The 17,642-nt window shown below is 70.2% G+C and carries 15 protein-coding genes; 6 read left to right on the forward strand and 9 right to left on the reverse strand.

The features are described from left to right. Positions 1–9: 9 nt before the first annotated feature. Both IV088_RS04765 and IV088_RS04770 read left to right on the forward strand, forming a co-directional pair. Positions 10–360 carry a DUF6488 family protein gene (locus IV088_RS04765; RefSeq protein ID WP_291098445.1) on the forward strand — a complete coding sequence of 117 codons (351 nt, stop codon included), beginning with the start codon at positions 10–12 and terminating at the stop codon, positions 358–360. Between the two features lie 5 nt (positions 361–365). Next, complete coding sequence (locus IV088_RS04770; RefSeq protein ID WP_291098448.1) at positions 366–1,406, forward strand: EamA family transporter; 1,041 nt, start codon at positions 366–368, stop codon at positions 1,404–1,406. 9 nt (positions 1,407–1,415) lie between these two features. Here IV088_RS04770 and IV088_RS04775 read toward each other — a convergent pair whose 3' ends face one another. Further along, positions 1,416–2,594 carry an MFS transporter gene (locus IV088_RS04775; protein ID WP_291098451.1) on the reverse strand — a complete coding sequence of 393 codons (1,179 nt, stop codon included), beginning with the start codon at positions 2,592–2,594 and terminating at the stop codon, positions 1,416–1,418. 410 nt (positions 2,595–3,004) lie between these two features. On the opposite strand from IV088_RS04775, the gene IV088_RS04780 reads away from it, so the two are divergent. Then, positions 3,005–5,089: an ATP-binding protein gene (locus IV088_RS04780; protein WP_291098454.1), complete on the forward strand. Its 2,085-nt coding sequence runs from the start codon at positions 3,005–3,007 to the stop codon at positions 5,087–5,089. A gap of 3 nt (positions 5,090–5,092) precedes the next feature. Here the strand turns inward: IV088_RS04780 and IV088_RS04785 are convergent, their stop codons facing one another. From IV088_RS04785 to IV088_RS04795, 3 genes are read right to left on the reverse strand one after another with little or no spacing between them, the layout of a single operon-like run. Continuing rightward, positions 5,093–7,207: a hypothetical protein gene (locus IV088_RS04785; protein ID WP_291098456.1), complete on the reverse strand. Its 2,115-nt coding sequence runs from the start codon at positions 7,205–7,207 to the stop codon at positions 5,093–5,095. Beyond that, positions 7,204–7,560, reverse strand: coding sequence for a hypothetical protein (locus IV088_RS04790; protein ID WP_291098459.1), 357 nt, complete (start codon positions 7,558–7,560; stop codon positions 7,204–7,206). Before IV088_RS04790 ends, IV088_RS04785 begins: the two co-directional genes overlap by 4 nt. 60 nt (positions 7,561–7,620) lie before the next feature. Beyond that, on the reverse strand, positions 7,621–8,739 hold the full coding sequence (locus IV088_RS04795) for a patatin-like phospholipase family protein (protein ID WP_291098461.1): 1,119 nt from the start codon (positions 8,737–8,739) through the stop codon (positions 7,621–7,623). 119 nt (positions 8,740–8,858) lie between these two features. Between IV088_RS04795 and dinG the strand changes: the two genes are divergently transcribed. Genes dinG through IV088_RS04810 form a run of 3 tightly spaced genes read left to right on the forward strand, consistent with a single transcriptional unit; the run spans position 8,859 to position 12,028 of the window. Beyond that, the gene (dinG, locus tag IV088_RS04800) at positions 8,859–11,198 is read left to right on the forward strand and encodes an ATP-dependent DNA helicase DinG (RefSeq protein WP_291098463.1); all 2,340 of its coding nucleotides are present in this window, start codon (positions 8,859–8,861) and stop codon (positions 11,196–11,198) included. 58 nt (positions 11,199–11,256) lie between these two features. Continuing rightward, entirely contained in the window at positions 11,257–11,727 is a 471-nt protein-coding gene (locus IV088_RS04805) for a CopD family protein (RefSeq protein WP_291098465.1), read from the forward strand. 7 nt (positions 11,728–11,734) lie between these two features. Then, positions 11,735–12,028 carry a YciI family protein gene (locus IV088_RS04810; protein WP_291098467.1) on the forward strand — a complete coding sequence of 98 codons (294 nt, stop codon included), beginning with the start codon at positions 11,735–11,737 and terminating at the stop codon, positions 12,026–12,028. A gap of 27 nt (positions 12,029–12,055) precedes the next feature. On the opposite strand, the gene IV088_RS04815 is transcribed toward IV088_RS04810, so the two are convergent. The 5 genes from IV088_RS04815 to IV088_RS04835 form a co-directional block, all read right to left on the reverse strand. Next, positions 12,056–12,376: an EthD family reductase gene (locus tag IV088_RS04815; RefSeq protein ID WP_291098469.1), complete on the reverse strand. Its 321-nt coding sequence runs from the start codon at positions 12,374–12,376 to the stop codon at positions 12,056–12,058. 95 nt (positions 12,377–12,471) lie between these two features. After that, positions 12,472–13,581 (reverse strand): metal-dependent hydrolase, encoded by a 1,110-nt coding sequence (locus IV088_RS04820; protein ID WP_291098472.1) that lies wholly within the window; start codon positions 13,579–13,581, stop codon positions 12,472–12,474. Positions 13,582–13,588: 7 nt separating this feature from the next. Further along, a complete protein-coding gene (locus IV088_RS04825) occupies positions 13,589–14,230 on the reverse strand; it encodes a protocatechuate 3,4-dioxygenase (RefSeq protein ID WP_291098475.1) in 642 nt (213 codons plus the stop codon). A gap of 38 nt (positions 14,231–14,268) precedes the next feature. Beyond that, positions 14,269–16,944, reverse strand: a complete 2,676-nt coding sequence (locus tag IV088_RS04830) for a bifunctional acetate--CoA ligase family protein/GNAT family N-acetyltransferase (protein WP_291098478.1) — start codon at positions 16,942–16,944, stop codon at positions 14,269–14,271. Further along, complete coding sequence (locus tag IV088_RS04835) at positions 16,941–17,549, reverse strand: DUF502 domain-containing protein (RefSeq protein ID WP_291098560.1); 609 nt, start codon at positions 17,547–17,549, stop codon at positions 16,941–16,943. Before IV088_RS04835 ends, IV088_RS04830 begins: the two co-directional genes overlap by 4 nt. Between the last annotated feature and the right edge of the window lie 93 nt (positions 17,550–17,642).

Here is a 17,642-nt window from a genome sequence, read left to right on the forward strand (position 1 = left end):
GGACCCACCATGAAAACCCTCACCACCGTCGCCGCCCTGCTCATGTCCCTGTCCGCCGCGCCCGTCGCGCTCGCCGATGCGGGGGGCAGCTGCCACTTCCACGGCAACAAACCGGCCACCGAAACCGTGGTCACCGACTGCGGCGCCAGGCGCAAGGCCGCGCTGGTCAAGGCCGGCAAGCTCGACCCCTCCTGGCAGGCCGTGGCGCTCGACAAGGCCGAGCTGGTGGACGGCCAGAAGGGCCAGGAGTGGAAGCTGTCGTTCAAGAACCCCGCCGCGCCCGACACGGCCAAGCAGACGCTCTACCTCTTCTTCTCGCCGACCGGCAACTTCATCGCCGCCAACCACACCGGGCGGTGAGCGCCATGGCCTCGCCCGTTTTGCGCGGTGGTGGGCTCGCCCTGCTGGCCGCGGCGCTGTTTGGCCTGAGCACGCCGCTGGTGCAGCGTTTCGGCCAGGGCCTTGGGGCCTTCAGCACCGCCGCGCTGCTCTACGCCGGCGCGGCGGTGGTGGCGCTGTGGCAGCGCCGTGGCGCCACGGCCGAAGCACCGCTGCGCCGCAGCGACGCCCCGCGCCTGCTCGCCATGGTGGCGGCGGGCGCCGTCATCGGCCCCGTGGCGCTGGCCTGGGGCCTGCAGCGCACCAGCGGCGCCAGCGCCTCGCTGCTGCTCACGCTCGAAGCCGTGTTCACCGCGGTGCTGGCCTGGCGCTGGTACGGCGAGGTGCTGGACGGCCGGGTCAAGGCCGCGGTGGCGCTGCTGCTGGCCGGTGGCGCCCTGCTGGTGATCGACCAGGGCCTCTCGGGCCAGGTGCAACTGCTCGGCCTGCTCGCGGTGGCGGTGGCCACCGTGGCCTGGGGGGTGGACAACACGCTCTCGCGCGGCGTGGCCGAGCGCGACCCCGGGCAGGTGGTGCTCGCCAAGGCCGCGCTGGGGGCCAGCGTCACCACCGCGCTGGCGCTGGCCTGGGGCGAGCCGATGCCGGCGTGGCGGGCGGCGCTGGCCCTGCTCGCCGTGGGCGCCACCGGGTATGGACTGAGCCTGCGCTTCTACCTGCTGGCGCAACGGCACTTTGGCGCGGCGCGCACCGGCTCGGTGTTCGCGTTCGCACCCTTCATCGGCGCCCTGGGCGCGTTCGCCCTGGGCGAGCGTTCGGCCAGCGGGCTGCTGCTGGCGGGCGGCGTGCTCATGGTGGCCGGGGTGCTGATCCACCTGGCCGAAGACCACGGCCACGACCACGATCACGAGGCCATGGACCACGAACACGCCCACACCCACGACGACGGCCACCACCTGCACCGCCACACCCCCATGCCCGCCGGCCCGCACAGCCACCCGCACCACCACAGTCCGCTGCACCACGCCCACCCGCACGCGCCCGACGTGCACCACCGGCATGGGCACTGAGCGGGTCGCTCAGCGCCGCCGCAGCGCCAGCCCCAGCAAGGCCAGGCCGCTGAACCCGGCCCCGGCGTAGAACGTGAACGAGGCGCCCAGCCGGTCCCACAGCAGGCCGGCGATGGCGCTGGACAGCAGCAGCGCCACGCCGCTGACCAGGTTGAAGAAGCCGAAGGCCGTGCCGCGCAGGTCGGCCGGCGCGGTGTCCGCCACCATGGTCGCCAGCAGGCCCTGCGTCATGCCCATGTGCAGGCCCCACAACGCCACACCGGCCAGCACCGCGGCCCAGTGCGCCTGGGCCGCCAGCACCAGGTCGGCCGCGATCAGCACCGCCAGGCCCAGGGCCAGCAGCGTCCGGTGGTCCATGCGGTCGGACAAGCGCCCAAAGGGGTAGGCCGATGCCGCGTACACCAGGTTCATCGCCACCATCACCAGCGGGACCAGCGCCACCGGCACGCCGCTCTGCGCCGCACGCAGCACCAGAAACGCCTCGCTGAAGCGCGCCAGCGTGAACACAGCGCCCAGGCCCACCACCCACCAGTAGGCGCCGCCCAGGCGGCGCAGGTTCTCGCGCCGGATCGGGTTGCTGCGCCGCTGGCCCGCGGGCCGGTCGGGCTCGCGCACGCCCGCCACCAGCAGCCCCACCGAGAGCAGGCCCGGCACCACCGCCACCCAGAACACCGCGCGGAAGTCGTTGGCCCAGAGCAGCATCAGGCCCACCGCCAGCAACGGGCCGAGGAAGGCGCCCACCGTGTCGAGCGACTGGCGCAGGCCGAAGGCCGCCCCGCGCATGTCGGGCGGCGCGATGTCGGCCACCAGCGCATCGCGCGGCGCGCCGCGAATCCCCTTGCCCACGCGGTCAAGCAGGCGCGCGGTCAGTACGGTGCCGATGCCCGGCGCCAGCGCAAACAGCGGCTTGGTCAGCGCGCCCAGGGCGTAGCCGAACACCGCCAGCCGCTTGCGCTGGCCCCACCAGTCGCTCAGCACGCCCGAGAACACCTTGACGATCAGCGCCGTGGCCTCGGCCAGCCCCTCGATCACGCCCACCACCAGGGCGCTCGCGCCCAGGGTGCCCACCATGAACAGCGGCAGCAGGCTGTGCACCATCTCGGACGAAATGTCCATCAGCAGGCTCACGAAGCCCAGCACCCAGATGGCGGCGGGCAGCCGGGGTTGGGACGGGTCTTGCTTTTTCATGGCGCGGTGGAAGGGGCGGTTGATGGTTGGTGTCAGCGGGGCAGAAACGCCAGGCAGAACCATGCTTCTATCATCCCGGCCATGCAGCACCCAAACACCTCAGGGAACCCCAACGGCGCCGGCTGGCGGGGGTGAGGGGCAGGGCGGCGTGACACGGTGGCCAGTCCGTGGCTCAATGTGAGCTGAAATCCGCCGATACCGGTACAAACCGCTTGCCGCTTGGCTCACCCATGGCACTTCACGAAATCATCTGCGTCAGCCTGGCCACGCGCGAGATGGCACAAGCCGAGCTGTTGCCGCTGCGCGATGGCTTCTTGCGCCCGTGGTGACCCGCTGGCCAGGGACGTGCGGGCGCACCCGCCGCCCGGGCGGGCCTCGCCCGTGTCGCCGAGGGCGCTGGAGTTGACGGCATGACCGATCGGACCCGTTCGCTGGTGACCTTGGTGTTGCTGTTCACCGCCCTGGCGATGGGCGTTCTGTGGTGGCAGAGCAGCCACTCCCGGTCGGAACTGGAGGCGCAGGTGCTGTTGCAGGCCGAGCAGCGCAGCCTGCACCTGGCGGACGCGATGGCGGGGCAGGTGCAGGGGGTGTTCAGCGCGGTGGATCTCGCGCTCAAGCAGCTGCGCACCGAGTGGCCCCGGGGCAACACCGCCGCTTTCGGGCAGCGGGTGCAGGAGACGCTGCAGGCCTTGCCCGAGGGTTTTGTGTCCCACGCGGTGGTGGCCAACGCCGAGGGTCTCGTGGTCTACAACAGCCTGGGGCTGGGCCAGGGCGTGAACATCGCCGACCGCGACTATTTCCGCGCGCACCTGGCGGGAGGTGACCACCTGTCGATAGGGGTGCCGGTGCGTTCGAGGCTGAACGGGCGCTGGGTGTTCGCCGTCAGCCGGCCGCTGCTGCAAGGTGGCCGCTTCGCCGGCACGGTGCACCTGACGCTGGGCACCGAGCCGATGGCGCGCAAGCTGGCGGGACTGGCGCTCTCCGAGCAGGACGTGGTGGCCCTGATCCACCCCGGTGGCAGCGTGCTGGCCCGCAGCAAGGACAACGAGGGGTCGATGGGGCAGCGGATGCCGGACAACCGGCCGTACATGGCCCAGCCGGACGCGCACAGCGGGGTGTACCGCGTGCCGGGCAAGGTGGACGGCGTGCACCGCACCTACGGCTGGCATCGGCTGCCGCAGTCGGGCGCGCTGGTGGCCATTGGCCTGGCCGATGCCTCGGTGCTGGGCCCGCTGGCGCCGGTGCAGCGCCGCGACCAGTGGATGACGGCGGCGCTGTCGCTGCTGATCCTGGCGGCCGGGGGGCTGATTGCCGTGCTGCTGTGGCGGGTGTCGCGCAGCCGGGCGGCGGCCGTGGCGAGTGAGGCGCGCCTGAAGGAGGCGCAACGCATGGCGCGCGTGGGCCACTGGGAGCACGATCACCGGACCGGGCGGTTGACCTGGTCCGACGAGGTGTTTCGCATGATCGGGCTGGACCCGGCGGTGCACACACCGACCTACCAGGGCTTCCTCGACGCGGTCCATCCCGATGATCGACAGGGCGTGACGGCGGCGTTCAAGGCGGCGCAGCAGGGGCGCCAGCCCTGCGACGTGGTCCACCGCCTGCTGCTGCCCGACGGCACGCTCAAGTACGTGCACGCGCTGGCCATCACCGAGCACGAGGGCGACCGGCCCCTGCGCAGCCAGGGCACGGTCCAGGACATCACCGAGATGCGCACGGCGCAGCTCGCGCTGCAGCAGCTCAACGAAGGGCTGGAACAGCGGGTCGAGGTGCGCACGCGCGAGCTGGGCGAGGTGAACCACGAGCTGGAGACGTTCGCCTACAGCGTGTCGCACGACCTGCGCACGCCGCTGCGCACGATCCACGGGTTTGCGAGCCTGCTGGAAGAAGAAGGGGTGGCACAGTCCGAGTCGGGGCGCATGCACCTGCGGCGCATCCAGGAGGCGGCCAAGCGCATGGGCCAGCTCATCACCGATCTGCTCACCATGGCGCAACACAGCCGCGCGGTGATCCGGCACGAGCGGGTGGACCTGAGCGCGATGGCGCGCCGGGTGGTGGCCGAGCTGGAGCAGGCGCAGCCCGGCGCGCGGGTGCGGTGGGACATTGAGGACGGCCTGGTGGTGCAGGCCGACCCGACGCTGATGGGCGTGGTGCTGCAGAACCTGCTGGGCAACGCCTGGAAGTACACCAGCCAGACGGCGCAACCGCGCATCGGGTTCGCTCGCACAGGACACGCCAACGGCCTGCAGACGTTCTGCGTGCGGGACAACGGCGCGGGCTTTGACATGGCCTACGCCGCGCAGCTGTTCCAGCCGTTCAAACGCCTGCACACCCACCAGGCCTTCGAAGGCTCGGGCGTGGGGCTGGCCTCGGTGCTGCGCGTGGTGCAGCGCCACGGGGGCACGGTGCGCGGCGAGGGCGCGGTCGGCCACGGCGCGGCCTTCTATTTCACGGTCCCCGACGAACCACAGGTGCGGGACCCGGCGCAGCCCTGAGCCTCAGGCCATGGCGCGCTGCGGGGCTTCGTGCTGCGGCGTACCCGCGTTGGTTTGCGACGCCGCCGCCAGCGAGGTCTCCCGGCCCGGGCTCCGTTCCTCGGTGTGTCCTCGCGCCTGAGCCTGCGCCAGGGCGTGCGCGCGCTCCAGGTGCTGGTCGGCGGTCTGGCCCTGCGCGGCCTTCACGCTGAACTCGCTGACGGGTGCGCTCTCCTGCACCACCGCCACGCGCTCGCCGTCCTTGCTCAGGTGAAACGCCCGCACGTCGCCCCGGTGCGCATGTTGCTGCGCGTGACCCACGGCCGCGGCGCTGACACGTTCGATCTGTTCAGGGCTGTGGCCCCGCGCGCTCAGGGCCGGGCCGAGCTGGGTTTGCGCGAGCTGGTGGTGGCGCGCCTGCTGCGGTGAGAGCGCCGACCGGGGGCTCGTTGACGTGTCTTTCGGCCGCAGCTCCGCCGGCAGCTCGGGCAGCTTCATGCCGCGCTCTTGCATGCTTTCGCGCACGGCGCCCAGGTGGCCGGTGTCCCGCCACAGTTCGTTGAGCCCGTCCTTCACCCGCCCAGCCTGTCGCTCCTGCGCCAGGGCTTTGGGCCAACCCTGATCGAGGTTGTTGTGCGAGTCCTTGTTGGCCGCCAGCGCCAAAACGTCTTTCCGGCCCTGGGCCACCTCACCCGCGTACTGGCCGTGTTTCGTGGCCAGTTGCTCATTGCTCAGTGCCCGGTGGTTCTCCACCGGCTGGTGGGGCAAGGCGCGCGGGTATTTCTCGTGCACGGCGTCGCTGAGCGCGCCGCGCACCGCGTCGGCCGGGCGCTTGCCGGCGTCGATGTGTCGGGCCAGGGCGCCGTTGACGTCGTCCTTGTCGACCTTGGGGTAGGTCGCGTGGGTCTGCTCCCAGGCCTTGTCGATGCCCGCGCGGCCTTCGAAATAGCGGCCGTTGCGCTCGGCCTCGGTGGCGAATGTCTCGCTGGTGGCGTTCAGGCGGGTCTGCAGCTGGGCGCGTTTCGCGGGGTCGGTTTCGTTCTGCAGGTCTTCCTTCAGGCCGTTGACCTGGCGCAGCAGGCGGCCTTCTTTGGACACGTGGTCGTAGCCCAGCTCGCCGACCTCGCGCCCCAGGGCCTTGCTCCACTGCTGCAGGCGCGAGTCTTCGTAGAGCTTCTCCGCGCCGTAGGCCGCGGCACCGCCGGTGGCCAGGCCGCCGACCACGGGGCCGACCGGGCCGGTGACGGGGCTGGTCAGTGCCCCGCCGGCAGCGCCCAGTGCACCGCCCCCCGCACCAGCAACGCCCGTCACCGCGCCGCGTGTCGCCACATCAGCACCTGCTTCGGCACCGCGCACCCACTGCTCTCGGTTGCTGCGCGCGGTGTCGATGGCGTCGCGGGTGTCGTTGACGCCCTGGTAGACGCCGTAGGCGGCGCCGGCAATGCCAGTGGCTTTGGCAAGGCCGTGCATGCCAGGCGCTTTCGGCCTTTCTGGACCACCGCCCACAGCGTCGGGCACGGGCGATGGTGAGGCTGGGGACTTCTGAAGCGGGATGTGCAGGTGGTTGTCGACGGTTTTGACGAACTCTGCGGGTTCATAGAGCTGTCGATTGGGCGTCAGGTATTGGGTCGCACCGCCGGGTTTGGTGACCTGCCCGCCGAGTTCACTGGTGGGTGCGACGGTGTTGACGAAGGCTTCAGTGGGGGCCTTCGGGGTGATCTTGTAGACGTCGTATTGCGTCGATTCGCTGGCGATGGGCAGCGCGAAGTGTTGGGAGAGGTTTTTGCCTTCTTTCACCGCCGCATCGAGATCGGCCTCTTTGGCCCAGAAGGGGGAGAAGGGCGAAGGCTGCTGGCCGTTGGGGACGATCTTGACCAAGGGCTCGTTGAGGATCTCCATCCGGGGGAGCTCGCGGCCAGAGGTGATCTGGTCGATGGCCCGGCGCCGGATTTCGGAGACGGGCTTGTCGGGAGCCGCTTCAATAAGTCGTTGTCGATACAACTGTCCTTCGGGTGTTTCCAGGTAGTCAAGGGCCGCCTGCCGGCTGACGCCTTGGGTCTTGAAGGTCAGCGCTTCTTTGAGTGTCTTTTCGTTGTATTGCCGCTTGAGCTCTTCGGGAGTCAGACCCAGGTCACTCATGACTGAGTTCCTTTCAGAATCGCTGCCCGCTGGGCCTCCATGTCGGCATGGATCCGCAGGTCCTGCTCGGTCAAGCCGCCCCTCAATTCATCTGTGAAATCACCGTAGGCCCCTTCCACGTTGGGATCTCGGTAATCGCGATAGAGGCCTTCCGAAAAGACCGCCCACTGAGCCGGAAAGCGGTGCTCGTCTGCAAAGGGTTGAGCGACCTTGCCAGTCTTGGCTGCGTCGATCAAGGAGCGCATGCTCTCCAGCAGGCCCTGAACCCGTTCTTCATTCGGGTATTGCTGACACACCCACTCCAGGTGTTCGGCAGTGGCTTTGAGCTTGATCGGATCAATTTTTTGCGTCATGGAAATTCCCCAGGAAAACGATGTGTGTGTGACAGCGCGAGATGTTCTCACACCATCTGGTCAGCCCGTGTACACCTCCGGCAGCGCATACGTCGAGCGCTGGCCGAGGTGCTTGCCGTGTTCGTGCAGCCAGTCGTCGGCCGCGCGCCGGCCAATGCCATGCAGCTGGGAGAGAAAGGACCAGCCGGTTTCGGTCTTGCTCGATGCGCCGAACGGCGAGAGGTCTGCTTCGGCGCTGATCTTGTGCAGGCGCAGGTCGTCCACGCGCCGGAACAGCGGGCGCTGGAAGCAGGCGTCGGGCCGGCCCGCGTCTTCCAGCAGCTCCTTGATGAGGCCGATGGTGCGCAGCTCTTTCTGCAGGCTGGCGTTGAAAGTGACCTCGCTCGCGCGGTCGAGGATGTCGCTGGCCCGTGTGGGAATCGCGTCCCGCCGGTCGGGGTTGATCTGCACCAGCATCAGGTCGTCGGCCGGCGTTTCGCTGATCAGCGGCATCAGCGTGGGGTTGCCGGCGTAGCCGCCGTCCCAGTAGGCCTCACCCTTGACTTCGATCGCCTGGAACAGCAGCGGCAGGCAGGCCGAGGCGAGCACCATGTCGGCGGTGAGTTCATCCTGGCGGAACACGTGCAGCTCGCCGGTGGCGACGTGCGTGGCCGCGATGAACAGCTGCGTGCGGTGGCAGGCGCGCACGTGCTCGAAGTTCACGGTGTCTTCCAGGATCCGGCGCAGCGGGTTGAGGTTGAGCGGGTTGAGCTGGTAGGGCGAGAACTGACCGCCGATGAACTTCGCCGCCTGTTGCCAGGGGGTCATCGCCGCCTGCAGCCAGGGGTTGTGCGTGCCGAAGAGCGCGCCCAGCGGGCTGGCCTCCAGGTGGTGAAAGGGCGAGGATTCGGCCACGCTTTTCCAGAAGCGGGCCAGGCAGGCCTGCGCGCCCACGCGGCCCCCTTCCATCAAGCCGGCGGCCAGCGCCACGGCGTTCATCGCCCCCGCGCTGGTGCCGCTGATGCCCGAGATTTCGAGCCGCTCGTCGTCCAGCAGGCGATCGAGCACGCCCCAGGTGAAGGCGCCGTGCGAACCACCGCCCTGCAGCGCGAGGTCGATGAGCAGGTGGGTGCCGGGCGCGCGCTTCGGTGGGCGGGCGGGCGCGGCGCGGCGGGTTGTGGCGCGGGGTGGTGTGGCCATGGGGGTGCGGTCCTCTCTGTGATCTGGAACAAAGATTGTGCAGCGCAGCAGGGGCCGGAGCCATCCCTCACGAGAGGTCTTGCGCTCTGGGACAATCACGCTTTGCCTGCCGCCCCCCGATGTCCGACGCCCCCGAATCCCCCGACGTTTTCAGCCCGCCCCGCGGCCCTCTGGCGCGCGAGGCCCTGGCCCTGGGCGCGTTCGATCACGTGGTCGGCCGGCTCGACGGCTTTCGCCCCCGCGCGGGCCAGCGCGAGATGGCGGCGCACATCGCCGAGACGCTGAGCCCGGTGGACTGGCCGCCCAAACCTGAAAAAGGGGCCGAGAAGGGCGCCGAGGCCGTGCCGTACAACGGGCCGCGCGCCATCGCCGTGGTGCAGGCCGGCACGGGCGTGGGCAAGTCGGCGGCGTACGCGTCCACCGTGATCCCGCTGGCGATTGCGCAGCAGAAGCGCGTGCTGATCTCCACCGCCACCGTGGCGCTGCAGGAGCAGCTCATGGCCAAGGACCTGCCGGCGCTCTCGGCCGCGCTGCCGCAGCCCTTCACTTTCTCGCTGGCCAAAGGCCGCGGGCGTTATGTGTGCCGCCTCAAGCTCGACCAGCTGGCCGGTGGTGACGCGGCCAGCGCCGACCTGTTCGAGACCGAGGAGCTGCCCGCTAGCCCCGAGGCCGCCGCCGCGACCGTGGTCGCCAACGCGGCGGCGACGGCGCGCGAAGCCGAGCGCTGGGTCGAGCGCGCCAAGACCTACACCGTGTGGGCGCAGCAACTGGATGGCGGGGCCTGGGACGGCGACCGCGACCGGCTCGACGAGCCGCCCGAGCCCGAGCTCTGGGGCCCGGTGGCCGCCGAACGCCACACCTGCACCGCGCGCCACTGCCCCAGCTACAACAGCTGCAGCTACTACCAGGCACGCGCGCGGCTGGCGCAGTCGCAGGTGATCGTGGTCAACCACGACCTGCTGCTCGCCACGCTGGGCCTGCACGCGCTGCCCGACCCGTCGGACTGCTACATCGTGTTCGACGAGGCCCACCACCTCGGCGCCGTGGCGCAGGGCCAGTTCACCGAGAGCATGGACCTCATGCGCGGCGGCTGGCTCGACAAGCTGCCGCGCGCGGTGAGCGATGTGGCCGGCGCCATCGCCCACACGCCGACCGAAGACGTGGCCACGCTGGCGCGCGAGCTGAAGGCCGCGCAGGCCGACCTGGCGCGCCGCGCAATGGCGCGGGTCAGCGAGTCGCCCGAGTGGCTGGCGCTCACCGGCCGGCAGGCGGGCCAACGCCCGCGCGCTGGCGGCTTTGAATCCACCGCGCCCAGCGTGACCGAGCGCTTCGAAGGCGGCGCGATCCCGCCCGACTGGATGGAGACCCTGGGCCAGATCGAGAGCCGCGCGACCGCGCTGCTCAAGGTGTTCGAGGCCATCGCCAACCAGCTCAAGGCCAACGCCCGCGACAACCCGGCCGACGCGCCGCGCTGCGCCCAGCTCTACAGCCGCATCGGCAGCCAGGCGCCGCGCCTGCAGCACCTGCAGGCCACGGCCGAGCTGTGGCTGCAGGAGCCGGCGCAGGGCCAGCCGCCGCTGGCCAAGTGGCTGGAGGCCGGGGTGATGCACGGCACAGTCACGCTCAGCGCGCACGCCTGCCCGCTGCAGCCCGGCAGCTTGCTGCGCGCCCACTTGTGGAGCAAGGTGCGCGCGGCCGTGGCCACCTCGGCCTCGCTCGTCACCTGCGGTTCGTTCGACCACTTCCTGCACGAAAGCGGCCTCGCGTTCGACGACGACGTGAAAGCCCGCGAGGTGCAAAGCCCGTTCGACCACGCCAACCAGGGCCGCCTGGTGGTGGTGCAGACCCAGGCCGACCCGAAAGATGTGGAGGGCTACACCCGCGAGATGCTCGACCTCTTGATGACCGACCTCGCCGAGGTGCGGCGCGGCGCGCTGGTGCTGTTCACCTCGAAGGCGCAGATGAAGCGCGCGCAGGAGCTGCTGGAGCGTGGCCTGCACAGCGACCTGCGCGGCCAGGTGCTGGTGCAGGGCGAGGCCTCTCGCACCCAGCTGCTCAAGCGCCACGCCGAGCGCGTGGCCGACGGCCAGGCCTCGATCCTGTTCGGCCTGCAGTCCTTCGGCGAGGGGCTGGATCTGCCGGGCGAACTCTGCGAGTGGGTGTTCATCACCAAGCTGCCGTTCGCCTCGCCCAGCGACCCGGTGGGCCAAGCGCGGGCCGACTGGCTCAAGGCCCAGGGCCGCGACCCGTTCAGCGAACTGGTGGTGCCCGCCACCGGCGCGCGCCTGCTGCAGTGGTCCGGCCGCGCGTTGCGCACCGAGACCGACGAGGCGGTGGTGGTGTGTTACGACGCGCGGCTGCTGCGGCAGAGCTATGGCCGGCGCATGCTCAAGGGCCTGCCGCCGTACCGGCTGCAGCGGCGCGACGCGGGTGGTATGGTCACCGAGGTGGCTCGCTGAACGGTTCGCATCGCTCCGTTCAGGCCGAGCCTGTCGAAGCCCCACCCGGTCCCACACCATGCTCTACGCCACCCTCAAACTGCTGCACATCCTGGCCATCGTCGTCTGGATCGGCGGCATGGTTTTCGCCCAGTTCTTTCTGCGCCCGGCGGTCATGCCGCTGGAGCCGCCGCAACGCATCCGGCTGATGCACGGCGCACTGCAGCGCTTCTTCGGCGCCGTGCTGCTGGCCATCGGGGTCGTGCTCGCCACCGGCCTGTGGATGATCGGCCGCGCCGCCAAAGACTCGGTGCAGGCGGGGCTCGGTTTCAACATGCCGCTGGACTGGACCATCATGGCCACGCTCGGCATCGTGATGATGGCCATCTTCGGCCACATCCGCTTCGCGCTGTTCAAACGCCTGTCGGCAGCGGTCGCGTCGAGCGACTGGCCTGCCGGTGGCGCTGCGCTCGCGGGCATCCGCACCTGGGTGAGCGTCAACCTCGCCATCGGGGTGCTGATCATCGTGATCACGCTGCTGATGGCGTGAGGCAGGGATGCGCTGGATCGCCCTGTTTGACGATGCCCCAGCGATGCTGGCCGTGCGCCGAGAGCGCGAGCCGCTGCACCTGGCCTACCTGCGCGAGCACGACAGCGAGATACTGATCGGTGGCGGTCTGCGCGAAGCGCCCGGCGAGCCTTTCGTGGGCGGGCTCTGGGTGCTGGAGGTGGACAGTCGGGAGCGCGCGGTGGCACTCATTGAAGGTGACCCGTATTTCGTGCCCGAACACCGCCGTTACCGGCTGTTGACCTGGGGCAAAGCCCTCGCCGACCAGGCCGTGGTGCTTTGACGCCCCGGGCGAAGGGTGCTCAGCCGCTCAGGGCTTGCCGACCACCACTTCGCTGATCTGGATCACCGGCGTGATGTCGGTGTAGTTGGGGATGTCGCCCATGATTTCCTGGGTGTGCGGGCCGAATGAGGTCTGGAAGTCTTCGACGCTGTCGAAGAACAGGTGGCCGCTGGCGGCGTAGGTCGGCGCCGAGCCGGGAGAGCCGCCGGCCATCCCTTTGTCTACCGTGTAGTACTTCAGCGGCGCGCCCAGCCGGGCCTTCACCAGCGGCATGTGCTTGTCGCGGTAATAGCCGTGGTCGAAGTGGGTGCCGGGGCCGGTGGGGTACATCACGCTGACTTTGATCATGGTTGTCTCCAGGGTTGCCCGGTCACGTCGCCGGGTCGGCGCATCGTGCACCCGACGGCGCTTTCCGGCAAGCACGCCCTTGGCAGGCGACCCGGCTACCGGGGCGATGGCGCTGGCTGGCCTTTCAGGCGCGTCCACAATTGGGACAGGGCGGCACCGACATCGGGCCGCTGGCTCATGTGCCGGGCCGGCACCGAGCCCACGGCGTTGAGCGGGCCGAGGTCGAAATTGAAGGTGTAGTCGGGCTCCTGACCCATGCGCAGGTCGGTGATGCGCAACTGCCCGTCGGCCGTCGTGGCCAGGCGGTAGAAGCCGTGGGTGAACGCGGCCAGCCGCGCCACCGGCTCGGCCTGGCCGTGGGCGGCCATGAGCTCTGCGCCGCGCGGGTGGGCGGTCCAGCGCACCGTGGGCGTGGCGTCCATGAACGAGTAGAAGCCCTCGTGGCACTCCGTGGGCGTGGTGGCCACGAGCCGCCAGAGCACGGTGTTGAAGGGTGTGGGCGTGACCAGCAGGCCCTCGGCCTCTATGCCCGCCTGTTGCAGCGACGCGCGGGCGATGCGTTCCACCTGCCACTGCGCGCCCACGCCCCAGGCCAGGTAGGCCGTGCTGAGCACCAGGCCCGCCGCGTTCCAGCGCAGGCCGCGCGCGAGGTCTTTCATGCGCAGCGCCGCGACCGTGCCCACGATCAACGGCAGGGTGTAGGCGAGGTCGATGATGAACACGCTGCCCACGCCGTAGGGGTGGTTGGTGAACGGCAGCAGCAGCTGCGTGCCGTAGACGGTCATGGCGTCCAGCAGCGGGTGGGTGATCAGCACCAGCCAGAGCGCGAGTGTCCAACGCCCCCAAGCGTCTTCCCGCTTTGCGCGGGAATCCGGGGCTCCGCCGCTGCGCGGGTCGCTGCCCCCCGAGAGGGTGCGGTCCAAGCTTGGGGCGGCCCGGCGCTTGAACCCGGTGGTTTCGCCGTGGATGCGCGAAACCAGCCACGCCAGCAGCGGCGCGAACAGCGTGAGGTAGAACAGGGCGTGGCTCTCGGCGCGGTGCAGCACCATGTTGAGCATGTCGTCGCCATGGTCGATGAAGGCGTCGAGGTCGGGCAGGGTGCCGGCCACCGCGCCCCACATCGCCGCCTTCCAGACGGCGGTGCGCCGTCCCATCGTGGCCACGGCGACAGCGGAGCCGAGCGCGATCTGGGTCAGTGAATCCATGCAGGCGCTATGCCTGGACAACGAGGGGAAACTCGGCCCGCAGGCCATCGGCGCCGGGCACGAACGGGCGCGTGAGCGCGGCCTGCCCCTGTTCACCCAGGCGGCGCCAGAGTCCGTCGCGCGCATTGCCCGGGTCGCCGGCGACATAGAACTGGGTGGTCAGCAGTTCCTGGCGGTCGAGCCTGACCTTGACGTGGATGTGCGGCGTGCGCCCGCTGTAGGGCGCGGGCCGGAGGGTGCGGAAGCGGTAGGCGCCGTCCTTGCCGACGGTGATCCGCCCGAAGCCCTGGAAGGACGGGTCGGCTTTGCCGCCGTCACCCGGGTGGTGGTAGTGGCCGTCCTGGTCGCACTGCCAGATTTCGACCACCGCGCCTGAAACCGGCACCCCGCGCGTGTCGGTCACCACCCCCTGCACCCAGGCCATCTCCCCCTTGCGGTAGCTCGCGGCGCCGTTGCGCAACAGGTCGAAATCGGTGTCGGCGGGCAGGGTCACGGGGTAGAACGGGCCCTCGGTCTGGCCGGGCGTGGGTCGCAGGGGCGTGCCCTGCGCCAGCGCGGGGGTGAGCCAAGCGGGCGCGGCGGTGGCGGCGATCACGCCCGCGCCGCGCACGAGCAGGGAACGGCGGGAGGGGAGGCGGTGGGCGGTCATGGCGGGCTCCTGTCTCTGAAAGGGCGGCCCGCGGCCGATCAGGCGCCGGGCGGTTGAAGCGCCAGCGACACGAAGCGCACGCTGTGGTCGTCCGGATCGCTGGGGTTGGCGCTTTCTTGGAAGCCGAGCGCGTGCGCAAGTTCCAGCATGGCGCGGTTTTCGCGCAGCACGTTGCCCACCAGGCGCTGCGTGCCGCGCGCGCGCAGGTGGTCCATCATCTTGTGCATCAGCTTGTGGCCCAGGCCCGAGCCCTTGAGGTCGGAGCGCACGATCACGCCGAACTCGGCGGTGTGGTTGTCCGGGTCCACGGTGGCGCGCACCGTGCCCAGGGTTTCTTCGCCGTCCCCGGCGATGTGGCGGGTGGCGATGAAGGCCATCTCGCGCGCGTAGTCGATCTGCGTCAGCCGAGCGAGCTCGCTGTGTTCGATGCTGCGCCGGCTGTAGAACACGCGCAGGCGGACGTCTTCCGGGTCGAGCTTTTCCAGGAAGGCGCGGTGCTGCGCTTCGTCTTCCGGGCGGATGGGGCGCAGCGTGACCGGCTGGGCCTTCCACTGCCAGGTTTCGCTCAGCTCGGCCGGGTAGGGCTGGATGGCGAAGTTCGCCGCGCCGGCCGGTTTTTTCGCCGAGACGCGCACGCGCGCATCCAGCGCCACCGCGCGCTCGTGGTTGACCAGCAGGGGGTTGATGTCCAGCTCGGCGATCTCTGGCACCTCGGCCAGCAGTTGCGACACGCTCACCAGCACCTGGGCGATGGCGTCGATGTCGGCGGGGGGTTCGTCGCGGTAGCCTTTCAGCAGCTTGGCGATGCGCGTGCGCTGAATCTGCGCCAGCGCCAGCGGGGTGTTGAGCGGCGGCAGGGAGAGTGCGCGGTCGGCCAGCACCTCCACCGCCGTGCCCCCCGCGCCGAACAGGATGACCGGGCCGAAGGTCGGATCGACACTGGCGCCGACGATGAGCTCGTGGGCGTGTTTCAGGCGCACCATGGGCTGCACGGTGAAGCCCTGCACGTCGGCGTCGGGCCGCAGCTCGCGCACGCGCGCCAGCATGCTGGTGCAGACCTCGCGCAGCTCGCTCGCGTTGCCGATGTTCAGCCGCACGCCGCCCACGTCGCTCTTGTGGCTGATGGCGTGCGAGAGGATTTTCACCACGACCGGATAGCCCAGCGCGTCGGCGGCGGCCAGGGCCTCGTCGGCACTGGCGCCGACCACGCGCGTGGGCACGACCGGCAGGCCGGCGGCGCCGAGCAGCGCCTTGGCTTCGGGCTCGGTGAGCAGCTCGCGGCCATCGGCCAGCACCGCATCCACGATGGCGCGGATGGCGGGCAGGTCGGGCGCGTGCGCGGCGCTGCGCGCGGGCGGCGTCTGCAGCAGTTCCTCCTGGTGCAGGCGGTAGCTGCGCAGGAACGAGAAGGCGCGCACCGCGTCTTCGGGCGTGTTGAAGTCGGGCACGCCCGCGTCGCGGAAGGTCTGGCGCGCCTGGGCCACCGCCTGGTCACCGAGCCAGCAGCCGAGCACGCGCTTCGGCTGCGCCGTCACCTGCGGCAGCAGGGCCTGGGCGATCTCGGCGCTGGGCACGATGGCGGTGGGCGCGTGGATGAAAAGCACGGCGCTGTCGGTGTCGTGCGAGAGCGCGTCGAGCGCGGCCACGTAGCGCGCGGCGGGCGCGTCGCCAATGATGTCCACCGGGTTGGCGCGCGACCAGTTGCCGGGCAGCACGGTGTCCAGTCGCGCGAGCATGGCGTCGTTCAGCGCCGTGAGCGGCACGCCCAGCGCCGAGGCCTCGTCGGCTGCCATCACGCCGGCGCCGCCGCCGTTGGTGAGCACCGTGAGGCCGCCCGACGGTCCGTCGCGAAAGCGCGCCAGCGTTTCGGCCGCGAGGAACAGGTCGGGCAGGGTGAGCACACGCAACATGCCCGAGCGGGCGATGGCCGCGTCGAACACCGCGTCGGAGCCCGCGAGCGCGCCGGTGTGCGAGGCGGCGGCGGCCTGGCCCGCGCTGGAGCGCCCGGCCTTGACCACGATCACCGGCTTGTTGCGCGCGGCGGCGCGCGCGGCCGACATGAACTTGCGGCTCTCGTCGATGGACTCGATGTACAGCAGGATGGCCCGTGTCTTGGGATCGCTGCCGAGGAAGTCGAGCATGTCGCCAAAGTCCACGTCGGCGTGTTCACCGAGCGAGACAAAGTGCGAAAAACCGATCCCGCGCGACGCCGCCCAGTCGAGCATGGCGGTGACGAGCGCGCCCGATTGCGAGACGAAAGCGAGCTCGCCGGGCAGCGCGCCGATGTGCGCGAAGCTGGCGTTCAGGCCCAGGTGCGGCACCAGCAGGCCGATGCAGTTGGGCCCGAGGATGCGCAGCGTGTGCACCCTGGCCGCGTCGAGCATGGCCTGCTTGGTGGCCTTGTCCAGCCCCGCCGTGACCACGATGGCCGCGCGCGTGCCGCGCTGGCCCAGTTGTTCGATCAGCTTCACCACGGTGGTGGCGGGCGTGCAGATCACGGCGAGATCGGGCGTCTCGGGCAGGGCGTCCACATCGGGGTAGGCCGTCACGCCGCCGAGCGTGGCGTGTTTGGGGTTGACGGGGTAGAGCCGCCCGGTGAACTGCTGGTGCAGGTTGTGCCACACCGTGCCCCCCACGCTGGCCGGGCGCTCGGACGCGCCGAAGACAGCGACCGAGCCGGGGGCGAAAAGGGCGTCGAGGTGGCGGATGCTCATCTTTGGGGATCGGTCTTGCCGTTCTTGTTGGAGGACATGAACGCGATCAGCGCCATGCGCATCGCCTCTTCGACCGTCATGTCCACCGGCGTGGTCCAGCTGCGCGGCACGAACACGGTGTAGCCGCCGATCATGTAGCCCATGGGCAGGTAGACGGCCACTTGGTCTTCCAGCTCGGCCAGGCCCCTGGGCAGGCCGTTCATGCTCTGGCGCGTCACCAGGCCGACGGTGCTCAGTTCGTGGCCCGGCATCTTGAGCAACACGACCTGCTGAGCGTCCTGTTCATGGGGCGCGAAGTAGTCGGCGAAATTCTTCAATGAGGAGTAGATGCTTTTCACCACCGGCAGGTTGGTGAAGGGCAGTTCGATGAACGACAGCAGCTTGCCCGTGATCCGCTGCGACATGAGAAAGCCCAGCGCGAGAATCAGCGCGGCGCCCAGCGCGATGCCCAGGCCCGGCAGGTAGAAGTCGCCGGTGAGGGGGCGCAGCAGCTGCATGGCGGTGCGCTCGGTCCAGGTGACGAACAGCACCAGCACGTACACCGTGATGGCCAGCGGCAGGAAGGTGATCAGGCCGCGAAAGAAGTACTGCGAGAGGCGCTTCATGGGGGGCTCGGGCGGGGTGGGCGGTGTCATGTTTCCAGCATAGCAGCCGGGTGTGCCCGGCGCACGACCCGGCAGGCTTGTATTGGCCCACAA

This window comes from Hydrogenophaga sp. (assembly GCF_018780075.1).
Taxonomy (GTDB): Bacteria; Pseudomonadota; Gammaproteobacteria; order Burkholderiales; family Burkholderiaceae_C; genus Hydrogenophaga.